The sequence below is a fragment of the Gammaproteobacteria bacterium genome (assembly GCA_022450155.1).
Taxonomy (GTDB): Bacteria; Pseudomonadota; Gammaproteobacteria; order Arenicellales; family UBA868; genus REDSEA-S09-B13.
This window is the reverse complement of sequence record JAKUQR010000003.1, coordinates 146,817-171,523: the sequence shown is the minus strand read 5'-3', so window position 1 is coordinate 171,523 and position 24,707 is coordinate 146,817. Positions and strand designations below refer to the sequence as shown.

The following is a 24,707-nucleotide window of genomic DNA, read 5'->3' as shown; positions in this document are numbered from 1 at the left end:
AAAGACTTCTCGGTCAACGCTATACCAGAATGTAGCCGGATCATGGGCACCACCCGAAGTACCAATTAGATCAAGGGGCAATTCAATATCCCAAAGTAATGTACTGCCACAGGTTGCACAGAATTGAAAATCCATCTCTTTACCACTTTCATTTATCAACTTATATGATTTCAGAGTTCCTTGTGTGATTTTGACGTTTTCCTTCTGGAAATATACCGAGACTCCTAGAGCGCTACATGTGCCCACACTAAGAAAAGTGTCGAAGCAAGTTCGGTATGTGCGTCTGACTTGAATACCACTACGATTGCTGAGTCTAATGGACTTGCGGCACTCATCCACTCTACACCGGAAACATATGAGCCCTCAAGATCTACAGCTTCTAAACCTGTTATATCTTCGATGTTGGATCCTTCTGGAGGCATTTCGCCATTCGTACTGTAATACTCGGCAACACCGAGCTTAGCGGGAGCAATTAATGCTAGCGCTTCCGCCACTTGCGCCCGTGCGACATAGTTCTGATATTGCGGTATCCCTATAGCCGCCAGTATTCCAATGATCGCCACTACGATCATCAGCTCTATAAGGGTGAAGCCGAAATTAATACGTTTCATCCCGCTTTCTTAAACCCAAACCGCAGTGTTGTAATAATTTGTGGCATATATGTGGCCAATAGAAGACTGAGATGGAAAAGTGGTGCTACATCAGCATCTTACAGGGAGACGGCATTGCCATGGAATGGCAGACCATTACGCTGCCAAGGAATGAAAAGTGTCCCGCCTGTCAGGATCGACCCGCTTACTGACAAGGTACTGGGCTGTCAGAAAATCGGCTTTGCGGACCAATCAGCCGCCAATATGGGACATCTCGACCTTGGGCTGTGAAAAAACGTTGACTGGAATCTGTCCCCGGAGCTCAGAGTAACGATCCTCCCGCTTGCCCCACAGCCTGCGTACGATTTCAAGCAGATCCTGATCGCTGACACCCACGCGAAGCGGATCACGAATGTCGTATCCTTCGGTGGCAAACAGACAGGTGTAGATCTGTCCTAGCGCCGACAACCGTACCCTAGAGCAGTCCCCACAGAAAGACTCGGTGACGGAGGTAATAAATCCGACTTCCCCACCCCCGTCCGCGTAGCGCCAACGCTTTGCGACTTCACCCCGGTAGTTAGGAAACAGCGGTTCGATCGGCATCTCTTGATTAATCGTGGCAACCAGTTCACTGGCTGACACAACCTCATCAAGCTTCCAATTGTTGGTCGAACCCACATCCATATACTCGATAAACCGCAAGATTGAACCAGTACCATGAAAATAGCGAGCCAGCGGCAGAACACTGTGTTCATTAAGCCCACGCTTGATCACAGCATTGACCTTAATATTTTCAAAACCTGCCTGCTGGGCATTGTGGATCCCCTCAAGGACTCGCGAAACCGGGAAGTCAACATCACATACCGTTCTGAAGGTTTCCTCATCAAGCGCGTCCAGACTTACAGTAACACGCTTCAAACCTGCCTCTTTTAACGCGACAGCGCGGCCTTTGGTCATCAGTGACGCGTTGGTGGTCATGCTGATGTCATCGATGCCTTCGATCGATGCAATCATTTCGATCAGATGTTCCAGATTCCGGCGAATCATCGGCTCGCCGCCTGTGATCCGAACCTTCTTCACACCACACGCTGCAAATACCTTTGCAATCCGTGCAATCTCCTCCAATCGCAACAGCTTATCCCTGGGCACAAATTCATAACCCGGACCGAAAACTTCCTTGGGCATGCAGTACACACAACGAAAATTACAGCGGTCCGTAACCGAGATGCGTAGATCGCGGATGGTACGACCCAGTGCATCCTTAGCCGAATAGGGTGCAATTTCCGTCATTGTCCTAATCTCGGATTAACCGCCCCCGCGGCGAAATACCAGATCAAATCTGTATATAAAACGTTCTTGCTGCTCATGATTTAGATTATGAAACTCGAAGATGACTTGGGTTTTAGGCAAAACAATCGATGCAATTTTTCGCTGTCCTTCTGAGCCAAGGCGAATTAACACTCTACCTCCATCATACGTCACGTCAACACCCAGCGTAGAGATATTACACAACCACTGCTTTGCCAGTGGCTCAAAAAACTTGAAAAAATCCTTGTGTGTGTAGCCCATCTCGCGAGACAGCCGTACCACCTCTACCGTCGAACTCACGTCTGGCGACTTAACCACCGGCTACCGGCGGCCATATAGCCAAAGCATCTCCATCCTGTAAGCAGACCTCATCCCGAACAGCAGAATCCTGGTATACCCCATTTACCAGAACCAAGTGAACCAATTCGGGCGGTAGACGGTGCTGCTTTATCAACGCGCTCACAGAAGTCCCTTCTGGTACCTGAAGTATCACAACATTTTTAACCGCGTCTGGTGGTAGAAACTCAGCAAGACCTGCGAATAGTTTGAAAGTGACCCGCAAACCTAAACACCTTAAATCTACGTTCGTTGACTACCCTGAAGCTTTGGCCGTCAGACCAACGCCTTGTGTCGCCGCAACGTACGCCTGTACTAGATTGAGCGGATTACTCATCAAACGCTCTTTCCATACACCCAGGTGTAGGCTACTGCAGATCATTCCTCGGAGGACACCCACTTGAGCGGTTAATCCAAGCGAGTGAGCACCTACCAGAACGTCGTCTTCGAATTGGAGATTCAGGTAACGATATCCGTTGGGCTCAGACAACTCAGCCGAATCACCACCGTCAACACCTTCCCACGCTCCAAAGGATGCCGAGATGAGTCCCATGGTTGACAGCACATTAAGATTCAGACTGCCTTGATGCTTCGATTCGTGTCCATCTGACATATTAATGGCAGCAATTCTGGCATGCTCGACCGCGGTTGGCTGAATCGCTTGAACACTGAATTCACCCGTCGAAAAATCACGACCCTGGGCAACATCACCGGCAGAAAATATGCCTTCAATGCTGGTCTGCAACTGATCGTTTACCAATATGCCGTGATCGACTTCAATACTGGTGCCTTTGACAAACGATGCGTTCGGTGCCACACCCGTTGCAGAAATGACTAAGTCGGACTGTAACGTTTCACCAGTAGAGAGACTGACATCAAGAGAATGAGAACCATTGGAAGTGCTGATTCCTTCCACTCGGGTCGACGTCAGAACCTGCACACCTTTGCTCTCACACCAGCGTTTAATCAATCCCCCAGATGCCTCGTTCATCATGCGCGGCACCATACGGTTCTCTAACTCCACCACGGTGAGGTTGACCTCACGCGCTGCCAACGCTTCCAGGATTATGCAACCGATAAATCCTGCGCCCATGAGCATAACGTTTGACCCCGGCGTTGCACGATCTGCGATGTGTCGGGCGTCTTCTAACGTCCAGCACGAGTGCACACCTGGCAGTTCTATACCCTCAATAGGTGGTGACGTCGGATGGGAACCGGTCGCGATCAGCAGACGGTCATAAGCCTGACTGCCACCTGATGCCAACGTTAGACTCTGCTTGTCCGAGTCGAGGTCAGTAACCTGATCCTGAATGACTTCGACATTAAGTTTATCGTAATGACCTTCAGACTTTCGCAGGTAGGTTCCCTCCTCTTTGATCATGTCGATCAAACAGTAGGGAATCGCCATTCGCGAGTAAGGTGGCTCTGGCTCATCGCCAATCAGGAGGATTTCTGATTGAGAATCTAGGCCACGAAGAGTTTCGGCCGCGACTACGCCCGCAGGACCCGCACCGATAATAACGTGACGCATTGTGACTCCTTGCGAAGAACACCAGGGCGGCTATAACCGCCCTGGTGGTTTACCAATAAATTTTAAGGCTTAGCCGGGCAGAGCGAGACGGGAGCGGGTCTCGTCCGTCACCTGGCCGTCTTTTGTCCAACCACGCATCTCATAGTATTCTGGTAGCATTTCGTCGAGCCCACATACCTTGCCTTCTGCCGGACCGGTCTTAGCAGCCTCCTCCAGTAACCTCTTAGGCAATGTATCGTCCGCTGACGTCAGACCGGCTCTATTGTTGAACTCACGCTCGAGATTCCAAATTCGCTCGCCGGTTTCCATCAGTCGATCCGCCGTCCACTCACCTTCACATGCAGCATCCAATTGTGGTGCGACATTCTCTAGTGACCAGGCAAAACTAGTAAACAGGCAAAGGCCAGTTGAATCCCAAGCCGCCGTAACATCCTGAAATGCTTTGACCAATCCCGCCTTTCCTTCCGTGACCAAGGGATCAGTTTTCTCAGGTATGCCCAAGATCTCTGATGACACTGTATAGCTTCGCAAGTGACACGCGCCCCGATTTGATGTTGCATAGGTCAGACCCATACCCTGAATAGCTCTGGGATCGTATGCGGGGAACTCTTGACCTTTCACAGTCATCGACAGGTCAGGATGGCCATATTTCTCGCACAGTCGTTTCGAACCTAGGCCCAGATCAGCACCAAATCCTTCACCCGTCGCTACCTTTTCAGCACTCCAGGCCAGCGCTTCGGCAGATCCAAATTTGAGTTCCATGCCGCCAGTGTCTTCTTTGGTGATTGCGCCAATATCGTAGAGTTCCATGGCAGCAGCCAACGTCGCGCCAAACGAGATCGGATCAAAACCATCCTCATTGCACACGAAGTTGGCATAGGTCAACGCATCCAGATCGTCTACACCAGTATCGGCTCCCAATGCCCAGGCTGCCTCATATTCCAAGCCACCGGAGTTACCCCAGTATTGGGGCTTGTTTTCAACTGTAAAATGGCCCTGATCAATGGTCGAAATTCGGCCACAGGCAATTGTGCACGCAAAACACGCAGCGTTAGTGGTCAAATTTGGTTTTCCATCTCTCTCACGAGGCTCCAGCATCTGTTCTCCTGAAATATTATTAGCGCCTTCAAACTGGACTTCGCGCATGTTGCGTGTGGGCAATGCGCCCGTCTCGTTGATGACATTCATCAGGACCTGGGTACCCAGTGTAGGCAGGCCTGTGCCTGTTACGGGATGATCAACCAATACCTTCTTTTGCTCTGCGGTAGTCTGCATGAACCGCGCGGGATCTTTAATATTGCCGACACCCTGGGTGCCAATGACAGCGATTGCTTTCAGATTCTTTGAGGCCATCACGGTACCGACACCGGAACGACCGGCCGCTCGATGCAAGTCATTCACGATCCCAGCGTAGAGACAACCTGCCTCAGCAGAACGGCCGCAGGCCGCAATTCGAAGGCGGGTGTCCTGGTGTGTCTTATGTAAGATCTCGTCTGTCTCCCACACAGACTTGCCCCAGATCTCACTGGCCGAAAGTAATTCAGCCGACTCGTTCACAATATACAGATAGACTGGCTCAGCCGATTTACCTTCGAAGATCACCATGTCCCAACCAGCCAACTTGAGTTCTGCACCTAGATAACCGCCTGAATTAGAACAAGCAATTGCACCGGTCAATGGTCCTTTTGTAATCACAGAGTATCGGCCACCCGTTGAAGCCATCGTTCCGGTCAGTGGGCCAGTTGCAAAAATCAGCTTGTTGTCTGAACCTAGCGGATCACAGGTTGGATCGACTTCTTCTACCATGTAGCGCGTCGCGAGACCTCGCTGGCCGATATACTCTTTCGCCCACTCCATATTGAGTGGTTCACTTGAGCAGGTACCTTCATTCAGGTTGACCCGTAATACTTTGTTAGCCCATGCCATGTCTTTTCTCCTGAGTAGACTTACGCAGTTGCCTGTGGCGCATTGTCTGTTTTCGCCGCCCAGGCTCTCATTCTTTCGAGACCTGTCTGATCGGCGTTAATATAGGTAATCGCTTCTGTCGGGCAGGCTTTGGCACATGCGGGATCACCCCCGCAAAGATCACATTTAATGACCTTACCACTGTCCTGATCGTAGTTTATGGTTCCAAAAGGACAAGCTACCGTGCAAACCTTGCACCCGACGCAGCGATCGGCCAGAACATCCTTTGAACCCGTAACCGCATTATTCACAATGGCATCTACAGGACAGGCCTGCATACACCACGCTTCGGCACACTGGGTACAGGTATAGGGTACAAACCGGCCCTCGTGGTGAAAAGTAAAGACTTTAATTCGAGACTTTGCCGGGTTGAACACACCTTCATTCTCAAATGAACAGGCCATCTCACATTGCAGGCAACCGGTACATTTGCCCGGGTCAATATGGAGCGATTTCAGCATCTCACCTTCTCCTCTAGCTGGCTTCAATTCTACAGATTACGCGCCAAAACTGACGCTTACCATCACCACAATTTGACACGTTCATATCACAATTTCAACCCGTGTGACTAATGCCCGAACCGGCCTCCGCACGGAAACCGCTCAACCGTTAGAATTCATCCCGCAATCGTGTGAGCATAGAAGAACCACGTACTCTATACCCTTATCTAGAACTTGCTGCGACCACCTGTAGCAAGTCTATTAAGATTTAGCCCCATGAATAAACGCCTTATCATCTCGTTGAAATTTCTAGTGGTTGCCGTTTTGCTGGGGGTTATCTATGTCGCGATAGACTGGCATGACAGCTACACGATCGTCACCAGTGAAGGCGGCCATGAAGAGACCGTCTTCGGCGAGATTATCGGCCCGTGGGATACCGATCCTGTTCTTTTTCGCGCGGATGGTGAATCTGCTCCGAAACCCCTTCAACTGACCGGTACCGATGGTCAGCCCGCCGTCAACCTCAGTCCGGGTATCCTGACCTATTTCTCTAATCTCAATGTTCCATTGTTTCTGCTTGGTGCTGCTGCATTTTTCAGCTTTGTCGTGATCGTCAATTCACGCTGGTGGTGGCTGATGCGCGCCAATGGACTGGGGGTGGGATTTTTTGAAACCCAGCGATTCGCCTGGATCGGGCTTTTCTGCAGTAACGTGCTGCCCGGCGCGACCGGCGGTGATATTGTCAAAGCCGTCTTCATCGTTCGCCGCTGCAGCGGCGATAAGGTCCGCGCCGTGGTATCGGTGGTGGTCGATCGCATTGTTGGGCTCTTATCTTTGCTCACGGTCTGCAGCCTCTCCGTGCCGTTGGTGTTCAATCGTTTTCCACTTTTTGCTGGAGTCATCTGGCTCTGTGCACTGGGTGTAGTTGCAGTGGCGGCGCTGCTACTGAGCCCAAGACTGCGACGTCTGCTGCGTTTTGAGGCCCTGGTCCAGCGGCTGCCTTTACGAATTGCAACTGTCGCGACTGACATCGACCACGCGCTGCTGCAGTACCGTGCTCACCTAAGCGGTATTGGTGTGTGGATCCTGGTCAGCCCCCTGACCTACAGCTTATTCTGCCTGAGCGTGTTCCTAATGGACCGCGCGCTGGGTGTTGGTCTGTCACTGGCAGACTATTTCGTCATCGTACCGGTCGCTGCTGTGGCACAGGCAATTCCGATTGCACCGGCCGGTTGGGGAATCGGCGAGGCTGCTTACGGCGCGCTGATCGGAAAATTCGGTGCTGCTGCTTTACCCGGAGTTGCCGACGCCGAGCAGATGATGCGTACCCGGGGGGTCGCACTGTCGGTGCTGCACCGCACCCACACTATGATTTGGTCGTTGGCAGGGGGTGTTCTACTGCTCGTGGACCGTCAACGACACCCGGCCGAGCGCCACCTCTCTCTTGATTCAGATGATGCCGGTCAACCTGCAAACAAGCCATGATTCGATCGTCTGCGCTGCCACCGGCGCCACCTTGCCGCTCTGACAAAACACTTAAGGTAACTGTCACTTACCTGAATCTCAGCACACTGGTTCAACCCGCACCGGCGATCCCGTCGCAGATTTCAAACCTCACGCTGCTGCGCGCCAAAAACCCGACGGTTTCTTTTTATCGTTATCTCTACTGCCAGATCGGCGAACCCTGGTTGTGGTATGAACGGCGCGGGATCTCTGACACAGATCTCCATGCCATCATTTCAAACGATGCGGTTGCAATCCACGTGCTCTACGTCGAAGGCACGCCAGCTGGATATGTCGAACTGGACAGCCGTGTCCCCGGCGAGGTCGAAATCGCGTATTTCGGACTACTGCCGGAATATATCGGCTGCAAGCTCGGCCCCTGGTTCCTGTATTGGGCCGTAGGTGAAGCCCAATCACAAAGTCCAGACAGGATCTGGGTCAACACGTGTACGCTGGATCACCCCGCTGCGCTGGCGGTTTATCAGCGTACCGGTTTTGTGATCTATGAGCGGCACACCCTCACTATCCGGGATCCCAGGACGCAGCCGTACTGGTGATCACGACTAGTCCGGTGCGGGCCACAGACCAAACCCGAACAGCGGCGCAGCCGGGACTGTACAATTTTCTTGGTCAGCTAGTCGATGTCCGCCTGGTCGCCCTTTTGACCCAGCCAGATCTTGCGGTCACCTGAGCGCTTGCGCGCGAGCAGTAGATCCAGTGTCTCTTCCGCCTTGGTGTGGCGATCAAATTTCAGTTGAATAAGCCGGCGTGTTGCAGGATTCATTGTCGTTTCGCGCAGTTGTGCCGGATTCATCTCTCCTAATCCCTTAAATCGTTGCACATTCACTGTACCGCGAAGCTTCTCTTTTTCAATGTGACTAAGAATATTGCGCCGTTCTTTTTCATCCAACGCGTAGAAAACGTGCTTGCCGACATCCACTCGAAACAGAGGCGGCATTGCGACGCAGACTCGACCGGCTTCAACCAACGCCCTGAAGTGACGCACAAATAGGGCGCAGAGCAATGTTGCGATGTGCGCACCATCGGAATCGGCATCAGCAAGAATACAGACCTTGCCATACCGCAGACCTGAAAAGTCTGAAGAACCCGGATCAACCCCCAGCGCAATCGCGATATCGTGCACCTCCTGCGACCCCAGCACCTCCGCCGAATCGACCTCCCAGGTGTTCAATATCTTGCCGCGCAGCGGCATGATAGCCTGAAAATCCTTGTCCCTGGCTTGCTTTGCCGATCCTCCAGCTGAATCTCCTTCCACCAGAAACAGTTCGGTCTGTTCAAGGTCCTGACTGGCGCAGTCTGCCAGTTTTCCGGGCAGCGCCGGTCCGGTTGCGACTTTCTTTCGTGCTACCTGACGACCGGCCTTGAGCCGATGCTGCGCGTTTTCAATGGCCAGACTCGCGATCTGCTCCGCCTCTGTAGTATGCTGGTTCAGCCACAAGCTGAAAGCATCGCGAGACATGGCGCTGACGAAGATTCCGGCATCGCGCGAGGACAACCGTTCTTTGGTCTGGCCGCTGAACTGCGGATCCTTCATTCTCACAGATAACACAAAACAACAGCTGTTCCAGACATCTTCCGGCGCCAGTTTGATGCCTCGTGGCAACAGTTCCCTGAATTCACAGAATTCTCTGACCGCATCGGTCAACCCACCGCGAAATCCGCTCACGTGCGAGCCGCCCTGGGCCGTCGGGATAAGATTGACATAGCTTTCTGCGACCGGGTCGCCCCCATTAGCCAGCCAGGACACCACCCAGTCAACTTCCTGTTCTCCGGTCTTGACATGTCCCACAAACGGGGCCGCCGGAACAATCTCAAAATCCCCGATTTCACTCAACAGATAATCTTCCAGCCCATCCTCGTATTCCCAGCTTTCGCTGTTCTTTGAATTACTCTCGTCCCTGAACTCTATACGCAGTCCAGGACTCAGGACTGCCTTTGCTCTCAACAGCCTTTTAAGTCGACTGACCGAGAAGCCAGGGCTGTCAAAATATTCAGGGTCTGGCCAGAACCGAAGCCGCGTACCTGTATTCCGGGCACCGACCTTGCCAGTCGACTTGAGTCGACCCAGTGCCACACCATCACGAAACGCCATGTGGTATTCCTTACCGCTGCGCTTGACCCAGACCTCCAGTCTGGATGACAGCGCATTCACAACGGACACGCCAACACCATGCAGACCACCGGCATAACTGTAGCTTTTGTCGGAGAACTTACCCCCTGCGTGAAGCCGGGTGAGAATCACCTCAACACCGCTGATTTTCTCGCCCTTGTGCTTATCTACGGGCATACCGCGACCGTCGTCTGTTACCGTCATTGACTGATCTTTGTGTAACGTAACCTCAATACGGCGAGCGTAACCAGCAATTGCCTCGTCGACACTGTTGTCGATCACTTCCTGCGCCAGATGATCTGGTCGCTCGGTCTCCGTATACATCCCCGGTCGCTTTCTGACCGGTTGCAGACCTGTCAGAACTTCAATTGCACTTGCGTCGTAGCTGGCGGTCATCGAGTCTATATTTGAAGTTGCTGGTGGGGGCGGCGCGAATAATACACGACTCCCGCAGACCCTGATTCTGTACGGGTGTTTGGCCCCTTCTTGTGCCGGATTTAGAAAAAAGGACCAGTTACAACCGGCCTTGTATGCGAATAATTCTGACCGATCTGTAGTCAGCCATCAAGATTATCGAGAGCCTTCTGGAACCGGTTGGCGTGCGACCGTTCGGCTTTGGCCAAAGTTTCAAACCAGTCTGCAATCTCATCAAAACCTACTTCTCTTGCGGTTTTCGACATCCCTGGATACATGTCTGTATATTCATGGGTTTCACCCGCTATGGCTGCCTGCAGGTTCTGGCTGGTCGCACCAATAGGGTACCCGTAGCAGGGTCACCCGTTTGCTCCAGATACTCCAGATGACCGTGGGCGTGGCCAGTTTCCCCTTCCGCAGTTGACCTGAACACAGCCGCAACATCGTTATACCCCTCGACGTCGGCCTTCGCTGCGACATACAGATAACGCCGGTTTGCCTGCGAGTCTCCCGCGAACGCACCTTTGAGATGCTGTTCTGTTTGACTCCCCTTGAATGCCATGTTAGCGCCTCTATAACCGAATTGTTGAAGAAATTCAGCCTGCGATAAAATAGTCTGTACGTGACCCTGAGTCAAAATCGGGGCTTCAATCAAGGTCAACGAGGCAACTTACTATGGCCAGACAAGCCAAGTCGAGAATTGGGGATTTCGAGAAATCCCTAAAGGAACTTGAAACCATTGTTGTGAGGATGGAGGAAGGTGATCAGTCGCTGGAGGCTTCCCTGAAAGATTTTGAGCGAGGTATGGCATTGGCTCAGATCTGCAGATCCAGCCTGGATGCTGCGGAACAGAAGGTACAGACGCTGATTGAGAAAAACGGCGAGCTACAAACCGAACCCTTCGAGCCACAAGACTAGTGGCCGGCAAAGACTTTCTTGATCCCCTCTGGACGGTATGGCGAGAACGTGTCGTTGATCATCTGGATCGAATACTGCCCGCAACAGCAAATCAGCCAGGTCTGCTGCACAGTGCCATGCGCTACAGTACGCTGGCTGTAGGCAAACGTTTCCGGGCGGCATTGGTTTATGCCGCTGGCAGATGTACCGGTGCGGCGGACAGCGCTCTGGATGTTCCAGCGTGTGCGGTCGAACTGGTGCACGCTTTCTCACTGATTCACGATGATCTACCTGCAATGGACGATGACGATCTACGGCGCGGACAACCCACGTGCCACAAAGCCTTTGATGAGGCAACAGCAATTCTGGCAGGTGATGCCTTACAGACATTGGCTTTTGAGCTGCTCACATCCGACAGCGCCCTAACCGTTGACGCAGCGCGGCGCCTTGAGATGTGTCAGATACTTGCCAGCGCAGTGGGGGCACGAGGCCTCGCCGGCGGCCAGGCAATGGATCTGGCAGAATCATGCGGTGACATCAGAATGGAATCATTGGCGACAATGCACGCGCTTAAAACCGGCAGTCTGATACGGGCATCGGTTGCTCTAGGTGCGCTGACCGGTTCAGCCGATAAAATGACATTAGATCAATTGGATAAATTTGCCGATGCAATTGGCCTGGCCTACCAGATCATTGATGATGTACTCGACGGTACCGTCAGTACAGACATTCTCGGCAAAGACAGCGGTTCCGACCGCAACTCTGATAAATCCACGTACCTCAGTGAACTCGGGGAACAGAACGCGCGCGAGTTTGCACGGGACCTGCACGAACGTGCGATCAGGTCACTGGATTGCTTATCGATAAACACCGGTTTGCTCAGGGAACTCGCTGCATTTACTATCTACAGAACGCACTGACACCGCTAACCCGAACCCAGACCCAATGTCAGCGATAATTCGGTTTCCCATATGAGTAAAGCATCACAAAAGAACCTTCTGGGCCGCATAGATTCTCCATCTGATCTGCGGCAACTCGAGCAAGCACAGCTGCCCCAACTGGCCCAGGAGATCCGCGACTACCTGATCAACACAATCTCGGCCACCGGCGGGCACCTGGCGCCCGGTCTGGGTGCAGTTGAACTCACCCTGGCGCTGCATTATGTGTTTGACACACCCCATGATCGCCTGGTCTGGGATATCGGCCATCAGGCGTATCCACACAAAATATTGACGGGCCGGAAAGATCGGCTCCATACAATCCGCCAGCGCTCTGGACTTTCAGGATTTCTGAGCCGCACTGAAAGCGAATATGACGTTTTTGGCGCTGGCCATTCCAGCACGTCGATCAGCGCTGCACTTGGCATGGCTGTGGCATCAAGGCTCGAAAACCAGCAGCGAGAAGTCGTTGCCATCATTGGAGACGGTGGACTGACCGCCGGCCTTGCGATGGAAGCCCTGAACAATGCCGGTGCCAATGACAATGACATTCTTGTCGTCCTGAATGACAACGAAATGTCGATCTCACGTAACGTGGGCGCCATATCCAACTATCTTGCCAGAATCCTATCAGGGAAAGCCTATACCACGGTCAGGGAAGGCAGTAAAACTGTCCTGGGCACCATACCGCCCATACAGGCACTGGCAAAGCGCTGGGAAGAGCACATGAAAGGCATGGTCATGCCGAGTACGCTTTTCGAAGAACTTGGGTTCTACTATATCGGCCCGATCAACGGGCACGACACACACACCCTGATCTCCACTCTGAAGAACCTCAAGTCCATGCGCGGCCCGCGTTTTCTGCATGTAGTGACCCAGAAAGGGCGTGGTTACGAACCGGCTGAAGGAGATCCCAGCGTCTTTCATGGTGTCGGCCCGTTCGATCCGTCCACGGGCAAAGTCGAAAAGAAAAGCGGCAGTCGAACCTACAGTCACGTTTTTGGTGATTGGCTGTGTGACATGGCCGAAAAAGATGAAAAACTCATCGGAATTACACCTGCCATGCGTGAAGGTTCGGGGCTAGTGAGATTTTCTGAGAAATTTCCCGAACGCTACTTTGATGTCGGCATTGCAGAACAGCACGCAATGACATTTGCGGCAGGTGCCGCCTGCGGAGGTCTGAAACCAGTCGTCGCCATCTATTCAACCTTCTTACAGCGAGCGTACGATCAGTTGATACATGATGTCAGCGTTCAGGGATTGGATGTCACGTTGGCCATAGACCGTGCCGGCATTGTCGGTGCAGATGGGCCAACCCATCAGGGCGCTTTCGACCTCACTTTTCTTCGCTGTCTACCCAATATGGTTGTAATGGCGCCGGCCGACGAAGCTGAGTGCCGAGACATGCTGTATACCGCCTACCGCCATCAGGGTCCTGCAGCCGTGCGCTATCCCCGCGGCGCTGGTCCGGGCAAGCCCGAAAACAAGATCATGAATCAACTGCCGCTTGGCTGTGCACAAACCATAAGGACCGGAAAGAGAATCGCAATACTTGCCTTCGGCACTATGGTCTTACCCGCACTGGAGGCGGCAGATTCTCTCGATGCAACCGTAGTTAATATGCGTTTTGTGAAACCGTTAGATGAATCTCTTATTCTGGACGTAGCCAGGAGCCACGACATGTTGATCACCATTGAAGAGAATACTGTGCTTGGCGGTGCGGGCTCAGGCGTCGCGGAAATCTTACGCAGCAAGCAATTCACCATACCGATGCTGAGTCTGGGCCTGCCTGATCACCATGTCGAACACGGTTCGCCAAACGATATGCTCGCCGACTGTGGCCTTGATTCTGCCGGGATACTCCGGGCAATCAAGCAAGCAGTGCAATCCCAGCTTGCCCCTATTCTTGAATCTGCTTAGACTTACGCGTACGTTGTGCGCTCTAACTCACGAAGTGCTTTTCTTATGAACAAACCCCTACCCGAACCCATCGTCGACTCAACGATTGCGGATGTTCAAGGGAGCCCGGATAACCGGAATCTGACCATTGACAAAGTCGGGGTGAAAGATGTCCGTCATCCAATTATCGTCAAAGATCGCAGTGGCTGGGAACAACACACCGTTGCCAACTTCAACATGTTTGTTGAGCTGCCCCATAATTTCAAGGGCACGCACATGTCCCGTTTCATCGAGATCCTAAACGAGCATGAGCGGGAAACCACTGTTCGGTCTTTCCGGGCCATGCTGCACGAGATGACCGAGCACTTGGATGCCCACACCGGGCATATCGAGATGAGTTTTCCGTTTTTTCTGCAAAAGAAAGCTCCGGTAACGCGGGTTGAGAGTTTGCTCGATTACCAGGTGACACTGACCGGTGAGATCAATCAGGCTAAGGTCATCACGGAAATTCGTGTTGTCGTACCCGTGACCAGCCTGTGCCCCTGCTCCAAGGAGATTTCTAACTATGGAGCCCACAACCAGCGTTCTCACGTCACCGTGAGCGTCCGCTCTAGTGCGTTTATCTGGATCGAGGAGTTGATCGAAACCGTTGAAGCACAGGCGAGTTGTGAATTGTATGGTCTACTCAAACGACCTGACGAAAAATATGTCACCGAAAAAGCGTACGACAATCCAAAGTTCGTTGAAGACCTTGTTCGCGATATCGCCGGTCAGCTTAATCAGGACAAAAGAATCAGCGGCTATACAGTTGAAGCCGAAAATTTCGAATCGATCCACAATCATTCCGCTTACGCGCAGATCCACTGCGAACATTCGGACTGAACAACACCTGGCGGAATTTTTGGTCAAATTCCCGATGGGCTGGCTGAGTGATGTTTCTCCGGCGTAAGGTAACCCCCGCAAATAACCCCAGCTGATCGGGTCAGTCTACGTGTGCGTATAGGGATTGATCTGGGCGGAACCAAGACCGAGGGTGTCATACTCGGCCCGGGCGGTGAAGAAATCATCCGTCGTCGCTACCCTACCCCCCAGACCGAAGGCTACGAGGCCATCCTAAACACCATCGGATCGATGGTTGCAGAACTTGAGCATATGGCCGGGCGTCAATGCACAGTTGGTGTCTGCACACCCGGCGCAGTGTCACAACTAAACGGGTGCCTGAAGAATTCCAATACAGTCTGTATGAATGGTCGACCAGTCGCTCGCGATCTGGAAACCCTTCTCGACAGGCCGGTTCGCCTGGAAAATGATGCCAACTGTTTTGCCCTTGCTGAAGCCATCGATGGTGCCGGCAAGAATGCTGGCAGTGTTTTCGGAATCATTCTAGGCACCGGGGTGGGTGCGGGTATTGTCATCAACAGAACTCTGATCAAAGGTCTGCATCACATTGCCGGTGAGTGGGGCCACAATGTACTTGAAGTCGATGGTCCGCAATGTTATTGCGGCAATCACGGCTGTGTGGAAACGTTTCTCTCTGGGCCGGGCCTGGTGGCTGAGTATGTCAGACAGGGCGGCGACACCGGCGTGGACGCCGCCACGGTAGCCGCACGATCCGTACACGACCGTACAGCCAGGGAAGCACTGGATGTGTTCTTAGATCGATTTGGTCGGGCCCTGGCAACGGTGATCAATATTCTGGACCCCGATCTGGTCGTTCTTGGGGGCGGCCTTTCCAATATCGAACACCTGTACATCGAGGGGCGCCAGCGCACCGCACCTTATGTATTCAACGAAGACTTCCGTACACCGATCGTGTCGAATAGCCATGGAGACAGCGGCGGTGTCCGCGGTGCCGCCCTACTCTGGCCTGCGTAATCTGGCTGAACCTCTGGTGGAATCAGCCCCGCGCCACAGAGTCACGCCATGGGGGTGGCTGCAGACCCCTCTCGTAGAGCCAGTCCCAATCCGGACCGTTCCATCCAAACCTCTTAAGATTCACTGTCCCTTTACGGTCAAACACAATACCCTCACGGATTAATGCCTGGCGCTGACGCGGATCCGGTGCACCATCGCTGCGGACACTGATCTTTCCTTGGCTGTTGATTACCCGCTGCCAGGGCACATCCAACCCAGCCGGCAGCGACGCCAGAGCATAGCCGACAAGTCTTGGGCTACACCCCACGATGGCAGCAACCTGACCATAGGTCGCAACAACACCCGCTGGGATCGTCTTCACAACCTCGTAAATCACCCGATGGCGTGCTGATGGAGATTCTGTAGCGCTGCGCATGCTGGTCAAGCCCGCGTTTAACCGCCCTGTCAGTACACCTTCATGTGGTCACCCACAAACTCGATGGTCGCCAACGTCAGGATGGGTGCATCGACATCCGACAACACTTCTCGGCCACCTTCAGCGGGTTTTTCGATCACACAACCGATACCGGCAAGATCGGCCTGGCTTTCACACACGAGACGAACGAGTGCACTGAGCGTCGATCCTGTAGCCAGAAAATCATCAATAATCAGCACACAGTCATCCGGCCCTAGAAAACGGCGATCTACCATGAGGTCTGTGTGGGTGCCTTGGGTTCGGCTGATTGCCTCGGCGACATAATAAGTGCCTGTCATCAGAGCAGAACGACTTTTCCGGGCATAAATCAAATCCGCACCAAATGTTGATGCCACACCCAGCGCGACAGGAATACCACTGACTTCCGCCGTGACGACTTTAGTCACCAGACCCACGCCACACGACTGGAACCGTGAGCAGAGTTCTACTGCCATACGCAAAGTGAGTCCAGGCTCGACCTGGTGGTTTAGAAAACTATCCAGCTTGACAATCCCGCCACCCACGTGAACACCTTCGTTGATAACCTTGTCGATCAGTTCCTGCATATCCTTAACTCCACCGACTCTGTACGGCATCGTGGGAGATCGTAACACGTCACTGGCGTATTCCCAGGTCTGCACACTGATTCAGGTTCTCGAGTACATCTTCTAGCGTGCTGCCCAGCAGCTGAAGCTGGACATCGTCTGATAGACGATGATCACCGTTCTTCACCAGGCATACACGAACATTGGACGTAATCAGTGCTTGACTCAATCGAATAGCAGTTTCCCAGGGTACCTCCGTGTCCAGCATCCCCTGGATCAGACGCACGGGACAGTTGATGTCTATGGAATTTTCCAGCACCAAGTTTCTTTCTCCGTCTTCGATAAACGCTTTGGTTACCGGATAGCCGTCAGGGTCATACTCTGAATCAAGCAGGACGACACCGTCACGGTTCAGTGTATCTCGCTGCTCGGCAGTAAAGTCCCGCCACATCAGGTCGCGGGTGAAATCAGGGGCGGCGGCAATGCCGATCATGCCACTGACCTGCGGCCCCAGCGCGAGGGCGACATGCAGCATGATCCAGCCACCCATGCTGGAACCGATCAGGATCAGTGGCCCATCGACGGCGGCCTTGATCACTGTCAGGGTGTCGTGGGTCCATGCGCTGATACTGCCGTTTTCAAATTGGCCACTGGAGAGCCCGTGCCCAGAATAATCAAATCGCAGCATCGCATATCCCTGCGCCCGGCAAAGATCAGCAAGATACTGTGCTTTGGTGCCGGACATATCTGAGCGGTAACCGCTCAGGAATACGACACAGGGTGCCCGCCCGGGCTCAAACACATAAGCGAGCTTCTCCGCGGCTGCATTCAGTATAAATTCGGTTTTAGCCATCACATGGAGTCAGCACAGAACCTGTCACCTGCCGCTGTGCAGTAGGTTTGATCGTACAAACCCGCAGTTTCACACCTTCTGTAACCACCTGACAAGCAACGGCCGATCGAGGCGGGGCAGCTCAAAATGATTGACGTTTACGTAAACGTCAATCTACAATCCGCCTTGTACGACAACAGCGCCGTACAACACCGGTTTTGGCCACTGGAAACAACCCATGGAATCCGCATCTGTACTCAATTTTGCTCTCGGGGAAACGACCGATATGCTGCGTGATTCAATCCGTGAATTTGCCCGTGCCGAGATCGCGCCCCAGGCATCGGAAATTGACAGCAATAACCACTTCCCCCGGGAATTATGGGAAAAAATGGGCGCCTTGGGTCTGCTCGGCATCACTGTAGAGGAAGCCTTTGGCGGTGCCGGGATGGGCTACCTGCAGCACACCGTGGCCATGGAGGAAATCAGCCGTGCGTCAGCGGCTGTCGCTTTGTCCTATGGAGCTCACTCGAATCTTTGTGTTAACCAGATCCGCCGTAACGGGACTGACAAGCAGAAACAAACATACCTCCCAAAGCTGATCAGTGGCGAGCACATCGGTGCATTGGCTATGAGTGAATCCGGCAGTGGTTCAGACGTTGTCAGCATGCAGCTTCACGCTGACCGAGTTGACGACGGTTATCTGCTCAACGGCAACAAAATGTGGATTACCAACGGGCCCGATGCCGATGTGCTAGTCATCTATGCCAAAACAGAGCCCAAAGCCGGCTCTAGAGGAATCAGCGCATTTCTGATAGAAAAAACGTTCACCGGATTTTCCACCGGGAAAAAACTCGACAAACTCGGCATGCGCGGTTCCAACACCAGTGAGCTGACATTTAAAGACTGTGCAGTGCCGGAAGAAAACCTGCTGGGTGAACTGAATGCCGGCGTTCAGGTGCTGATGAGCGGCCTTGACTACGAGCGCGTTGTGCTTTCGGGCGGTCCCCTAGGAATCATGCAGGCCTGTATGGACGTGGTACTCCCCTACGTGCACGAACGGACACAGTTTGGTCAACCCATCGGCCAGTTTCAGCTGATGCAAGGCAAGCTGGCAGACATGTATACGACCCTGAATGCCTCACGAGCTTATGTTTATACAGTCGCTGCAGCGTGCGACAGAGGAGAAACGACAAGAAAGGATGCAGCTGGCGCCATTCTCTATGCTGCAGAAAAAGCCACTTGGATGGCGCTGGAATCCATCCAGGCACTCGGTGGCAACGGTTACATCAACGACTATCCCACAGGCCGACTGCTCCGAGACGCAAAACTTTACGAAATCGGTGCCGGCACCAGCGAAATCCGACGTCTGCTGATCGGTAGAGAACTTTTTGACGACACACAATGACATAAAACGGAGAGCTTATGAGTGAAGACCCGATCGTAATTACTGGCGCAGCACGGACTCCGCTCGGAGGGTTTCAGGGTGAACTGGCCCCGGTTACGGCTCCGGAACTTGGCGCCATAGCCATAGACGCCGCTGTAGAACGATCCCGTATCGGTCCCGCAACCGTCGACGAAGTGCTGATGGGGTGTGTATTGCCCGCAGGCCAGGGCCAGGCACCGGCACGGCAGGCTGCTCTAGGTGCTGGCCTGCCGCTGGACGTCGGCTGTACCACGGTCAACAAAATGTGTGGTTCCGGTATGAAGGCAGTGATGCTTGCAAACGACCTGATCGCATCGGGGAGTGCGGATACAGTTATCGGCGGTGGTCAGGAAAGCATGAGCAATGCGCCATTTCTCCTACCAAAAGCCAGAGCCGGATACCGGTTGGGTCACGGAGATGTGGTTGATCACATGTTTCTGGACGGTCTCGAGGACGCCTATGAACCCGGTCGACTGATGGGTACGTTTGCCGAAGACTGTGCTGATCGATATGCGTTTTCGAGAGAAGATCAGGACGATTTCGCGATCGAATCCCTGACCCGGGCGAAAGAAGCCATCGAAAGTGGCGCTTTCCAGAATGAAGTTGTTCCCGTTACCGTTTCTGATCGCGCAGGCGACCACCTGATCGATACTGACGAGCAACCGCTTAAAGGAAACGTCGAAAAAATACCGCACCTCAAACCGGCATTTCGCAAAGGGGGTACTGTGACTCCCGCAAATTCAAGCTCAATTTCAGACGGTGCCGCCGCGCTGGTTCTGATGCGTCTATCCGCCGCCGAAAAAGGTGGTCACGTCCCACTGGCCAAGATTGTCGGGCATGCCAGTCACGCTCAAGAACCCAGCCTTTTTACAACTGCTCCCGTGTTTGCGATCAGAAAACTGCTTGAAAAGCTCAACTGGAAAGCAGCAGACGTTGATCTCTATGAGATCAATGAGGCGTTTGCAGTGGTCACAATGGCGGCGATGCGTGATCTTGAACTGGATCACCAACGAGTCAACCGGCACGGTGGCGCCTGCGCTCTGGGTCACCCTATCGGTGCATCAGGCGCAAGAATAATCGTGACCCTACTCTCGGCGCTTCAGAGATACGACATGCACAAAGGCATTGCAGCGCTGTGCATCGGTGGAGGTGAAGCAACTGCCATGGCCTTTGAGCGACTGAACTGATCGACAGTCAGCCAGTACACGCAGCCATGGCCATCTTTAACAGTGCAGTCGAGATCAATGGCAGTGATTTTCAGCACAACCGCAGCGCCATGCGGGATAAGGTTGAAGATCTTCGCCAGGCTGTGTCCATCGCCGCGATCGGTGGCTCACAGATCGCCCGGCAAAAACATCTTGATCGAGGCAAATTGCCGGTACGCGAACGGGTCAGCAGACTTGTTGATCCGGCAACACCGTTTCTTGAACTTTCCCAGCTTGCCGCGTGGGACATGTACGGTGGCAAAGTACCGGCCGCCGGCATCATCACCGGAATTGGCAGGATCAGTGGCCGGGAATGCGTTGTTGTTGCCAATGACGCAACCGTCAAGGGTGGCACGTATTTCCCACTTACCGTCAAAAAACACCTGCGCGCCCAGGCCATTGCGTTAGAGAACAGGCTGCCTTGTATCTACCTGGTTGATTCGGGCGGAGCTTTTTTGCCCAAACAGGACGAAGTGTTTCCGGATCGGGAACATTTCGGTCGAATATTTTTCAATCAGGCAAATATGTCTGCGGCCGGTATTCCGCAGATCGCTGTTGTGATGGGGTCATGCACTGCTGGCGGCGCCTATGTCCCTGCCATGTCGGACCAGACGATCATCGTACGTGATCAGGGTACCATTTTCCTCGGCGGGCCACCGCTTGTAAAAGCCGCAATCGGCGAGGAAGTCACTGCCGAAGACCTTGGTGGTGCCGACGTACACACCCGTATATCCGGTGTCGCCGACTATCTGGCTGACAACGATCACCATGCACTTGAACTCACTCGTACTCTGGTTGCGAACTTGAACTCACCTTCAAATACACCAGTTGAGCGTATTGAACCCAGGGAACCCGTCTACGACCCGCAAGAACTCTATGGCGTGATTCCATCTGATGCCAGAAAAGCCTACGATGTTCGCGAGGTTATCTGTCGAATCGTTGACGCCAGTGAATTTACGGAATTCAAGGCCCGGTACGGAACCACGCTGGTCTGCGCATTTGCCCACATTCACGGATACCCCGTTGGGATTGTCGCGAATAACGGTGTTCTTTTTTCAGAATCTGCTCTCAAAGGCACACATTTTATTGAGTTGTGCAGCCAGAGAAATATCCCGTTGTTGTTTCTTCAGAATATTACCGGTTTCATGGTAGGTAGACGTTACGAAAACCAGGGAATTGCCCGGGATGGTGCGAAGATGGTTACAGCAGTTGCGTGTAGCCGCGTACCCCGATTTACGGTGATCATCGGCGGCAGCTTTGGTGCAGGTAATTATGGAATGTGTGGTCGTGCCTACGACCCAAGATTTCTGTGGATGTGGCCTAACGGCAGGATTTCAGTAATGGGCGGTGAACAAGCCGCATCCGTGCTGACGGAAGTGCGCCGGGACAATGCCCAGCATCAGGGTAAGTCCTGGACTGATGATGAAGAAACGACCTTCAAAAACAATATACGCGACCAGTACGAAACACAAGGACATCCCTTTTATGCCAGTGCCAGGCTGTGGGACGATGGTGTGATAGACCCGGTTGATACCCGTCAGGTCGTCGCGCTGGGGATTTCCGCTGCGTTCAATGCACCTATCGAACAGACCCGCTACGGCGTCTTCCGTATGTGAGTGCCATGAAGACCTTGACCTCGAAAATTGACGATAGTGGTGTTGTTCACCTGACTTTAAACCGTCCGGCAGTACACAATGCTTTCGACGATGAGTTGATCATGGAGTTAACAAGCACATTGGAACAGGCGGCTGGCGAGGCTGAGATAAGAGTGCTCGTACTGAGGGGAAAAGGAAAGAGTTTTTCCGCGGGGGCCGATCTAAACTGGATGCATCGCGCCGCGGATTACAGCCCTGAAGAAAATCGTGCAGATGCTGACAGACTGGCAGCCATGCTGCATACCCTGGACAGCTTTCCGGCACCGACAGTCGCCGCGGTTAACGGTGCTGCATTCGGCGGAGGCGTCGGACTTGTTGCATCCTGTGATATCGCACTGGCTTCAGACCGAGCCATATTCTCCCTGTCGGAAGTCCGGTTAGGGCTGATACCCGCTGTTATCAGCCCTTTCGTCGTCAACGCCATTGGCCAGCGCGCAGCGCGCCGATATTTCTTGACGGGTGAGCGATTTGACGCAGCAACAGCGGCCCGAATCGGTCTGATCCACGATGTTGTTCCAGATTCAAATCTCGCTGAGTCGACTAACGCCGTTGTTAGGCAACTTCTGGCCGGTGGGCCTGGGTCTCAGATTGCAGCCAAAGCACTGCTGTCACGCCTGCGTGACAAAACCGATGCAGAAGACCCTGCAATCTGGACCGCTAGGCTGATTGCAGATATTCGGACTACCGAAGAAGCCAGAAGCGGGATCAGCGCATTCCTTGAGAAAACTTCCCCACCCTGGCACACCAAACCCTGATGCTACGCACTGTTCTGGTCGCCAATCGGGGCGAAATCGCCTGCCGAATCATCCGAACTGCGAAACGCGTCGGACTTCGGACGGTCGCCGTCTATTCCGAGGCTGACATTTGTGCCCAACACGTGGAGATGGCTGACGAGGCGATCAGCATCGGCCCGGCAGCGGCTGCGGAGAGCTACCTGAACCCTGACCGTATACTCGATGCGGCCAGGTCCTCGGCCAGCGATGCGATTCATCCTGGCTATGGATTTCTTTCAGAAAATGCCGCCTTCGCCCGCGCCTGTAAAACTGCCGGCGTGACCTTCGTCGGCCCCCAGGTTCACACCATTGAAACCATGGGCGACAAGGCCCAAGCCAAACAGGTCGCTGAGCAGGCTGGTGTACCGGTACTCAGTGGCTTCCTCAGTGAAGATCAGTCGGTCACGGGTCTTGTCTCAACTGGGACCACACTGGGTTTTCCGCTGATCATCAAACCAGTATCCGGTGGCGGGGGCAAAGGTATGCATATTGCACGCACACCTACCGAACTCCAAGAGCTTGTCCCGACCAGTCAGCGGGAAGCAAAAGCAGCTTTCGGCGACAACCGTCTCCTGCTTGAACGATATCTAGATCAGCCACGCCATATCGAAGTCCAAATATTCGGTGATCGGCATGGCAACATTGTTCATATGTTCGAGCGCGACTGCTCTCTTCAACGGCGGCACCAGAAAGTCATTGAAGAGGCCCCAGCCCAGAACCTGCGACCACGACTTCGCGCGCAATTAACCGAGGCTGCTGTGGCTATTGCAAAAACGATCAGTTACTGCAGTGCAGGTACTGTGGAATTTCTGGTCAGTGGTGATGAATTTTTCTTCATGGAAATGAACACCCGTCTCCAGGTCGAACATCCGGTAACCGAGATGATCACCGGAATCGATCTCGTCGAATGGCAATTCAAGGTCGCTGCAGGTGACCCTCTGCCCTGCAAACAAAATCAGATTCAGTGCTCGGGGCATTCAGTGGAGGCAAGACTGTATGCCGAAGATACCCAGAACGAGTTTCTGCCCAGTGTTGGTGATTTGTTGTGGCTGCGCTTTCCGCCAAACAACAAGCATGTACGGGTCGATATTGGTGTCAAAACGGGCGATACCATCGGTATTCATTACGATCCCTTGATCGCCAAAATCATTGTTCACGACTGTGAACCCCGGCAAAGTTGGCAAAGGCTGACGCGCGCGCTGAGACACAGCAGTGTTGCAGGCCTGGGGACCAATCTGCCTTTACTGCGTGAGCTTTCCAGCCGCACGGCGGTTCAGTGCGCGGACACCGATACCGGATTTATTGAACGTAATGTCAACGAACTCGTGCATGCCAACCCCACCGATACTGGTGCGGCAACCGCGCTCGCTGCATTTTATCTGTGGCGACATGATCCATACTGCCGAAGACACCACCGGCGTGGCGGCGCCGATTCCCCCTGGTCCAGTGCCAATGGCTGGCGGCTGAATTTGCCGCCAGAGCTGCGATTCAACTTTGAGATGGACGGCGTTGCCTGCGAAGTGATTGCAAAGGCCAGCGGCAATACACTTGAAACCCAGATTGACGGCCGTTGCTGTCGAGTGTTCGAGTCGATGACGCCAGATGAGGACCTGTTTATCGTGCACGATGGGCAGATGTTGCGGGGCACCTTGTTGATGTCCGGCGAGAATCTTTTCGTCGGTGTCAACGGCCTGTTCTTCACTGTGTCTGATTCTCGGAGTGCCCAATCAAGTCAGATTGACCAGAATTCCGGAACTGTTCAGGCAACAATGACCGGCCGAGTCATCCAGATCCTGGTAAAACCGGGAGATCAGGTGACCAAGGGGGATCCTGTAGTCGTTCTGGAAGCCATGAAAATGGAGCACAGCCTGACAGCGCCCGTGACCGGTCAGGTGCGCACCGTGGACACGGACCTGGACCAGCTCGTCGAACAAGGAAACATCCTGGCCACGATCGATACGGCGCATACATCGCTGACCGAAAATTAAATTTC

Annotated in this window: 23 protein-coding genes and 1 pseudogene; 12 read left to right on the top strand and 12 right to left on the bottom strand. The window is 53.5% G+C overall.

The window, feature by feature from the left end; translation table 11 throughout:
* Window positions 1-224: 224 nt before the first annotated feature.
* The 7 genes from MK323_02415 to MK323_02385 form a co-directional block, all read right to left on the bottom strand.
* The gene (locus MK323_02415; protein ID MCH2481012.1) at window positions 225-611 is read right to left on the bottom strand and encodes a pilin; all 387 of its coding nucleotides are present in this window, start codon (window positions 609-611) and stop codon (window positions 225-227) included.
* A gap of 231 nt (window positions 612-842) precedes the next feature.
* Window positions 843-1,880 carry a GTP 3',8-cyclase MoaA gene (gene moaA, locus MK323_02410; protein MCH2481011.1) on the bottom strand — a complete coding sequence of 346 codons (1,038 nt, stop codon included), beginning with the start codon at window positions 1,878-1,880 and terminating at the stop codon, window positions 843-845.
* Between the two features lie 15 nt (window positions 1,881-1,895).
* Window positions 1,896-2,198: a hypothetical protein gene (locus MK323_02405; GenBank protein ID MCH2481010.1), complete on the bottom strand. Its 303-nt coding sequence runs from the start codon at window positions 2,196-2,198 to the stop codon at window positions 1,896-1,898.
* Window positions 2,199-2,208: 10 nt separating this feature from the next.
* Window positions 2,209-2,460: a MoaD/ThiS family protein gene (locus tag MK323_02400; protein MCH2481009.1), complete on the bottom strand. Its 252-nt coding sequence runs from the start codon at window positions 2,458-2,460 to the stop codon at window positions 2,209-2,211.
* A 30-nt stretch (window positions 2,461-2,490) separates the two neighbouring features.
* Entirely contained in the window at window positions 2,491-3,765 is a 1,275-nt protein-coding gene (locus MK323_02395; protein MCH2481008.1) for an FAD-dependent oxidoreductase, read from the bottom strand.
* A 69-nt stretch (window positions 3,766-3,834) separates the two neighbouring features.
* Window positions 3,835-5,691 carry an aldehyde ferredoxin oxidoreductase family protein gene (locus MK323_02390; protein MCH2481007.1) on the bottom strand — a complete coding sequence of 619 codons (1,857 nt, stop codon included), beginning with the start codon at window positions 5,689-5,691 and terminating at the stop codon, window positions 3,835-3,837.
* Between the two features lie 20 nt (window positions 5,692-5,711).
* Window positions 5,712-6,191: a 4Fe-4S dicluster domain-containing protein gene (locus MK323_02385; GenBank protein MCH2481006.1), complete on the bottom strand. Its 480-nt coding sequence runs from the start codon at window positions 6,189-6,191 to the stop codon at window positions 5,712-5,714.
* Between the two features lie 255 nt (window positions 6,192-6,446).
* On the opposite strand from MK323_02385, the gene MK323_02380 reads away from it, so the two are divergent.
* Both MK323_02380 and MK323_02375 read left to right on the top strand, forming a co-directional pair.
* The gene (locus MK323_02380) at window positions 6,447-7,655 is read left to right on the top strand and encodes a flippase-like domain-containing protein (protein ID MCH2481005.1); all 1,209 of its coding nucleotides are present in this window, start codon (window positions 6,447-6,449) and stop codon (window positions 7,653-7,655) included.
* Entirely contained in the window at window positions 7,652-8,230 is a 579-nt protein-coding gene (locus MK323_02375) for a GNAT family N-acetyltransferase (GenBank protein MCH2481004.1), read from the top strand. Before MK323_02380 ends, MK323_02375 begins: the two co-directional genes overlap by 4 nt.
* Before the next feature lie 77 nt (window positions 8,231-8,307).
* Here the strand turns inward: MK323_02375 and parE are convergent, their stop codons facing one another.
* Both parE and MK323_02365 read right to left on the bottom strand, forming a co-directional pair.
* Window positions 8,308-10,200, bottom strand: coding sequence for a DNA topoisomerase IV subunit B (parE, locus tag MK323_02370; GenBank protein ID MCH2481003.1), 1,893 nt, complete (start codon window positions 10,198-10,200; stop codon window positions 8,308-8,310).
* A gap of 161 nt (window positions 10,201-10,361) precedes the next feature.
* Window positions 10,362-10,780, bottom strand: a pseudogene (locus MK323_02365) (rubrerythrin family protein).
* Window positions 10,781-10,893: 113 nt separating this feature from the next.
* Between MK323_02365 and MK323_02360 the strand changes: the two are divergent.
* The 5 genes from MK323_02360 to MK323_02340 all read left to right on the top strand — a co-directional run bounded on the left by MK323_02360 (window position 10,894) and on the right by MK323_02340 (window position 15,827).
* A complete protein-coding gene (locus MK323_02360) occupies window positions 10,894-11,136 on the top strand; it encodes an exodeoxyribonuclease VII small subunit (GenBank protein MCH2481002.1) in 243 nt (80 codons plus the stop codon).
* A complete protein-coding gene (locus MK323_02355; GenBank protein MCH2481001.1) occupies window positions 11,136-12,035 on the top strand; it encodes a polyprenyl synthetase family protein in 900 nt (299 codons plus the stop codon). The genes MK323_02360 and MK323_02355 overlap by 1 nt, the downstream gene beginning before the upstream one ends.
* A gap of 51 nt (window positions 12,036-12,086) precedes the next feature.
* Window positions 12,087-13,973 (top strand): 1-deoxy-D-xylulose-5-phosphate synthase, encoded by a 1,887-nt coding sequence (dxs, locus tag MK323_02350; GenBank protein ID MCH2481000.1) that lies wholly within the window; start codon window positions 12,087-12,089, stop codon window positions 13,971-13,973.
* A 45-nt stretch (window positions 13,974-14,018) separates the two neighbouring features.
* Window positions 14,019-14,834 carry a GTP cyclohydrolase FolE2 gene (gene folE2 / locus MK323_02345; GenBank protein MCH2480999.1) on the top strand — a complete coding sequence of 272 codons (816 nt, stop codon included), beginning with the start codon at window positions 14,019-14,021 and terminating at the stop codon, window positions 14,832-14,834.
* 111 nt (window positions 14,835-14,945) lie between these two features.
* On the top strand, window positions 14,946-15,827 hold the full coding sequence (locus MK323_02340) for an ROK family protein (GenBank protein MCH2480998.1): 882 nt from the start codon (window positions 14,946-14,948) through the stop codon (window positions 15,825-15,827).
* 22 nt (window positions 15,828-15,849) lie between these two features.
* Here the strand turns inward: MK323_02340 and MK323_02335 are convergent, their stop codons facing one another.
* The 3 genes from MK323_02335 to MK323_02325 are packed head-to-tail and all read right to left on the bottom strand — an operon-like array spanning window position 15,850 to window position 17,679.
* Complete coding sequence (locus MK323_02335) at window positions 15,850-16,242, bottom strand: MGMT family protein (GenBank protein ID MCH2480997.1); 393 nt, start codon at window positions 16,240-16,242, stop codon at window positions 15,850-15,852.
* Window positions 16,243-16,271: 29 nt separating this feature from the next.
* Window positions 16,272-16,877, bottom strand: a complete 606-nt coding sequence (xpt, locus tag MK323_02330) for a xanthine phosphoribosyltransferase (protein ID MCH2480996.1) — start codon at window positions 16,875-16,877, stop codon at window positions 16,272-16,274.
* Window positions 16,878-16,896: 19 nt separating this feature from the next.
* Complete coding sequence (locus MK323_02325) at window positions 16,897-17,679, bottom strand: alpha/beta hydrolase (protein ID MCH2480995.1); 783 nt, start codon at window positions 17,677-17,679, stop codon at window positions 16,897-16,899.
* Window positions 17,680-17,896: 217 nt separating this feature from the next.
* On the opposite strand from MK323_02325, the gene MK323_02320 reads away from it, so the two are divergent.
* From MK323_02320 to MK323_02300, 5 genes are read left to right on the top strand one after another with little or no spacing between them, the layout of a single operon-like run.
* Window positions 17,897-19,063, top strand: coding sequence for an isovaleryl-CoA dehydrogenase (locus MK323_02320; GenBank protein MCH2480994.1), 1,167 nt, complete (start codon window positions 17,897-17,899; stop codon window positions 19,061-19,063).
* Between the two features lie 17 nt (window positions 19,064-19,080).
* Entirely contained in the window at window positions 19,081-20,268 is a 1,188-nt protein-coding gene (locus MK323_02315; protein ID MCH2480993.1) for an acetyl-CoA C-acyltransferase, read from the top strand.
* A gap of 26 nt (window positions 20,269-20,294) precedes the next feature.
* Complete coding sequence (locus tag MK323_02310; GenBank protein ID MCH2480992.1) at window positions 20,295-21,902, top strand: methylcrotonoyl-CoA carboxylase; 1,608 nt, start codon at window positions 20,295-20,297, stop codon at window positions 21,900-21,902.
* 5 nt (window positions 21,903-21,907) lie between these two features.
* On the top strand, window positions 21,908-22,696 hold the full coding sequence (locus tag MK323_02305; protein ID MCH2480991.1) for an enoyl-CoA hydratase-related protein: 789 nt from the start codon (window positions 21,908-21,910) through the stop codon (window positions 22,694-22,696).
* Window positions 22,696-24,702, top strand: a complete 2,007-nt coding sequence (locus tag MK323_02300; GenBank protein MCH2480990.1) for a 3-methylcrotonyl-CoA carboxylase — start codon at window positions 22,696-22,698, stop codon at window positions 24,700-24,702. The genes MK323_02305 and MK323_02300 overlap by 1 nt, the downstream gene beginning before the upstream one ends.
* Window positions 24,703-24,707 lie beyond the last annotated feature (5 nt).

What these genes read in the sequence shown, in the direction of transcription:
- MK323_02415 (MCH2481012.1), bottom strand. Translation starts at nt 611, where the DNA reads ATGAAACGTATTAATTTCGGCTTCACCCTTATAGAGCTGATGATCGTA.
- moaA (MCH2481011.1), bottom strand. Translation starts at nt 1,880, where the DNA reads ATGACGGAAATTGCACCCTATTCGGCTAAGGATGCACTGGGTCGTACC.
- MK323_02395 (MCH2481008.1), bottom strand. Translation starts at nt 3,765, where the DNA reads ATGCGTCACGTTATTATCGGTGCGGGTCCTGCGGGCGTAGTCGCGGCC.
- MK323_02390 (MCH2481007.1), bottom strand. Translation starts at nt 5,691, where the DNA reads ATGGCATGGGCTAACAAAGTATTACGGGTCAACCTGAATGAAGGTACC.
- MK323_02385 (MCH2481006.1), bottom strand. Translation starts at nt 6,191, where the DNA reads ATGCTGAAATCGCTCCATATTGACCCGGGCAAATGTACCGGTTGCCTG.
- MK323_02380 (MCH2481005.1), top strand. Translation starts at nt 6,447, where the DNA reads ATGAATAAACGCCTTATCATCTCGTTGAAATTTCTAGTGGTTGCCGTT.
- MK323_02375 (MCH2481004.1), top strand. Translation starts at nt 7,652, where the DNA reads ATGATTCGATCGTCTGCGCTGCCACCGGCGCCACCTTGCCGCTCTGAC.
- parE (MCH2481003.1), bottom strand. Translation starts at nt 10,200, where the DNA reads ATGACCGCCAGCTACGACGCAAGTGCAATTGAAGTTCTGACAGGTCTG.
- MK323_02360 (MCH2481002.1), top strand. Translation starts at nt 10,894, where the DNA reads ATGGCCAGACAAGCCAAGTCGAGAATTGGGGATTTCGAGAAATCCCTA.
- dxs (MCH2481000.1), top strand. Translation starts at nt 12,087, where the DNA reads ATGAGTAAAGCATCACAAAAGAACCTTCTGGGCCGCATAGATTCTCCA.
- folE2 (MCH2480999.1), top strand. Translation starts at nt 14,019, where the DNA reads ATGAACAAACCCCTACCCGAACCCATCGTCGACTCAACGATTGCGGAT.
- MK323_02335 (MCH2480997.1), bottom strand. Translation starts at nt 16,242, where the DNA reads ATGCGCAGCGCTACAGAATCTCCATCAGCACGCCATCGGGTGATTTAC.
- xpt (MCH2480996.1), bottom strand. Translation starts at nt 16,877, where the DNA reads ATGCCGTACAGAGTCGGTGGAGTTAAGGATATGCAGGAACTGATCGAC.
- MK323_02325 (MCH2480995.1), bottom strand. Translation starts at nt 17,679, where the DNA reads ATGGCTAAAACCGAATTTATACTGAATGCAGCCGCGGAGAAGCTCGCT.
- MK323_02320 (MCH2480994.1), top strand. Translation starts at nt 17,897, where the DNA reads ATGGAATCCGCATCTGTACTCAATTTTGCTCTCGGGGAAACGACCGAT.
- MK323_02315 (MCH2480993.1), top strand. Translation starts at nt 19,081, where the DNA reads ATGAGTGAAGACCCGATCGTAATTACTGGCGCAGCACGGACTCCGCTC.
- MK323_02310 (MCH2480992.1), top strand. Translation starts at nt 20,295, where the DNA reads ATGGCCATCTTTAACAGTGCAGTCGAGATCAATGGCAGTGATTTTCAG.
- MK323_02305 (MCH2480991.1), top strand. Translation starts at nt 21,908, where the DNA reads ATGAAGACCTTGACCTCGAAAATTGACGATAGTGGTGTTGTTCACCTG.
- MK323_02300 (MCH2480990.1), top strand. Translation starts at nt 22,696, where the DNA reads ATGCTACGCACTGTTCTGGTCGCCAATCGGGGCGAAATCGCCTGCCGA.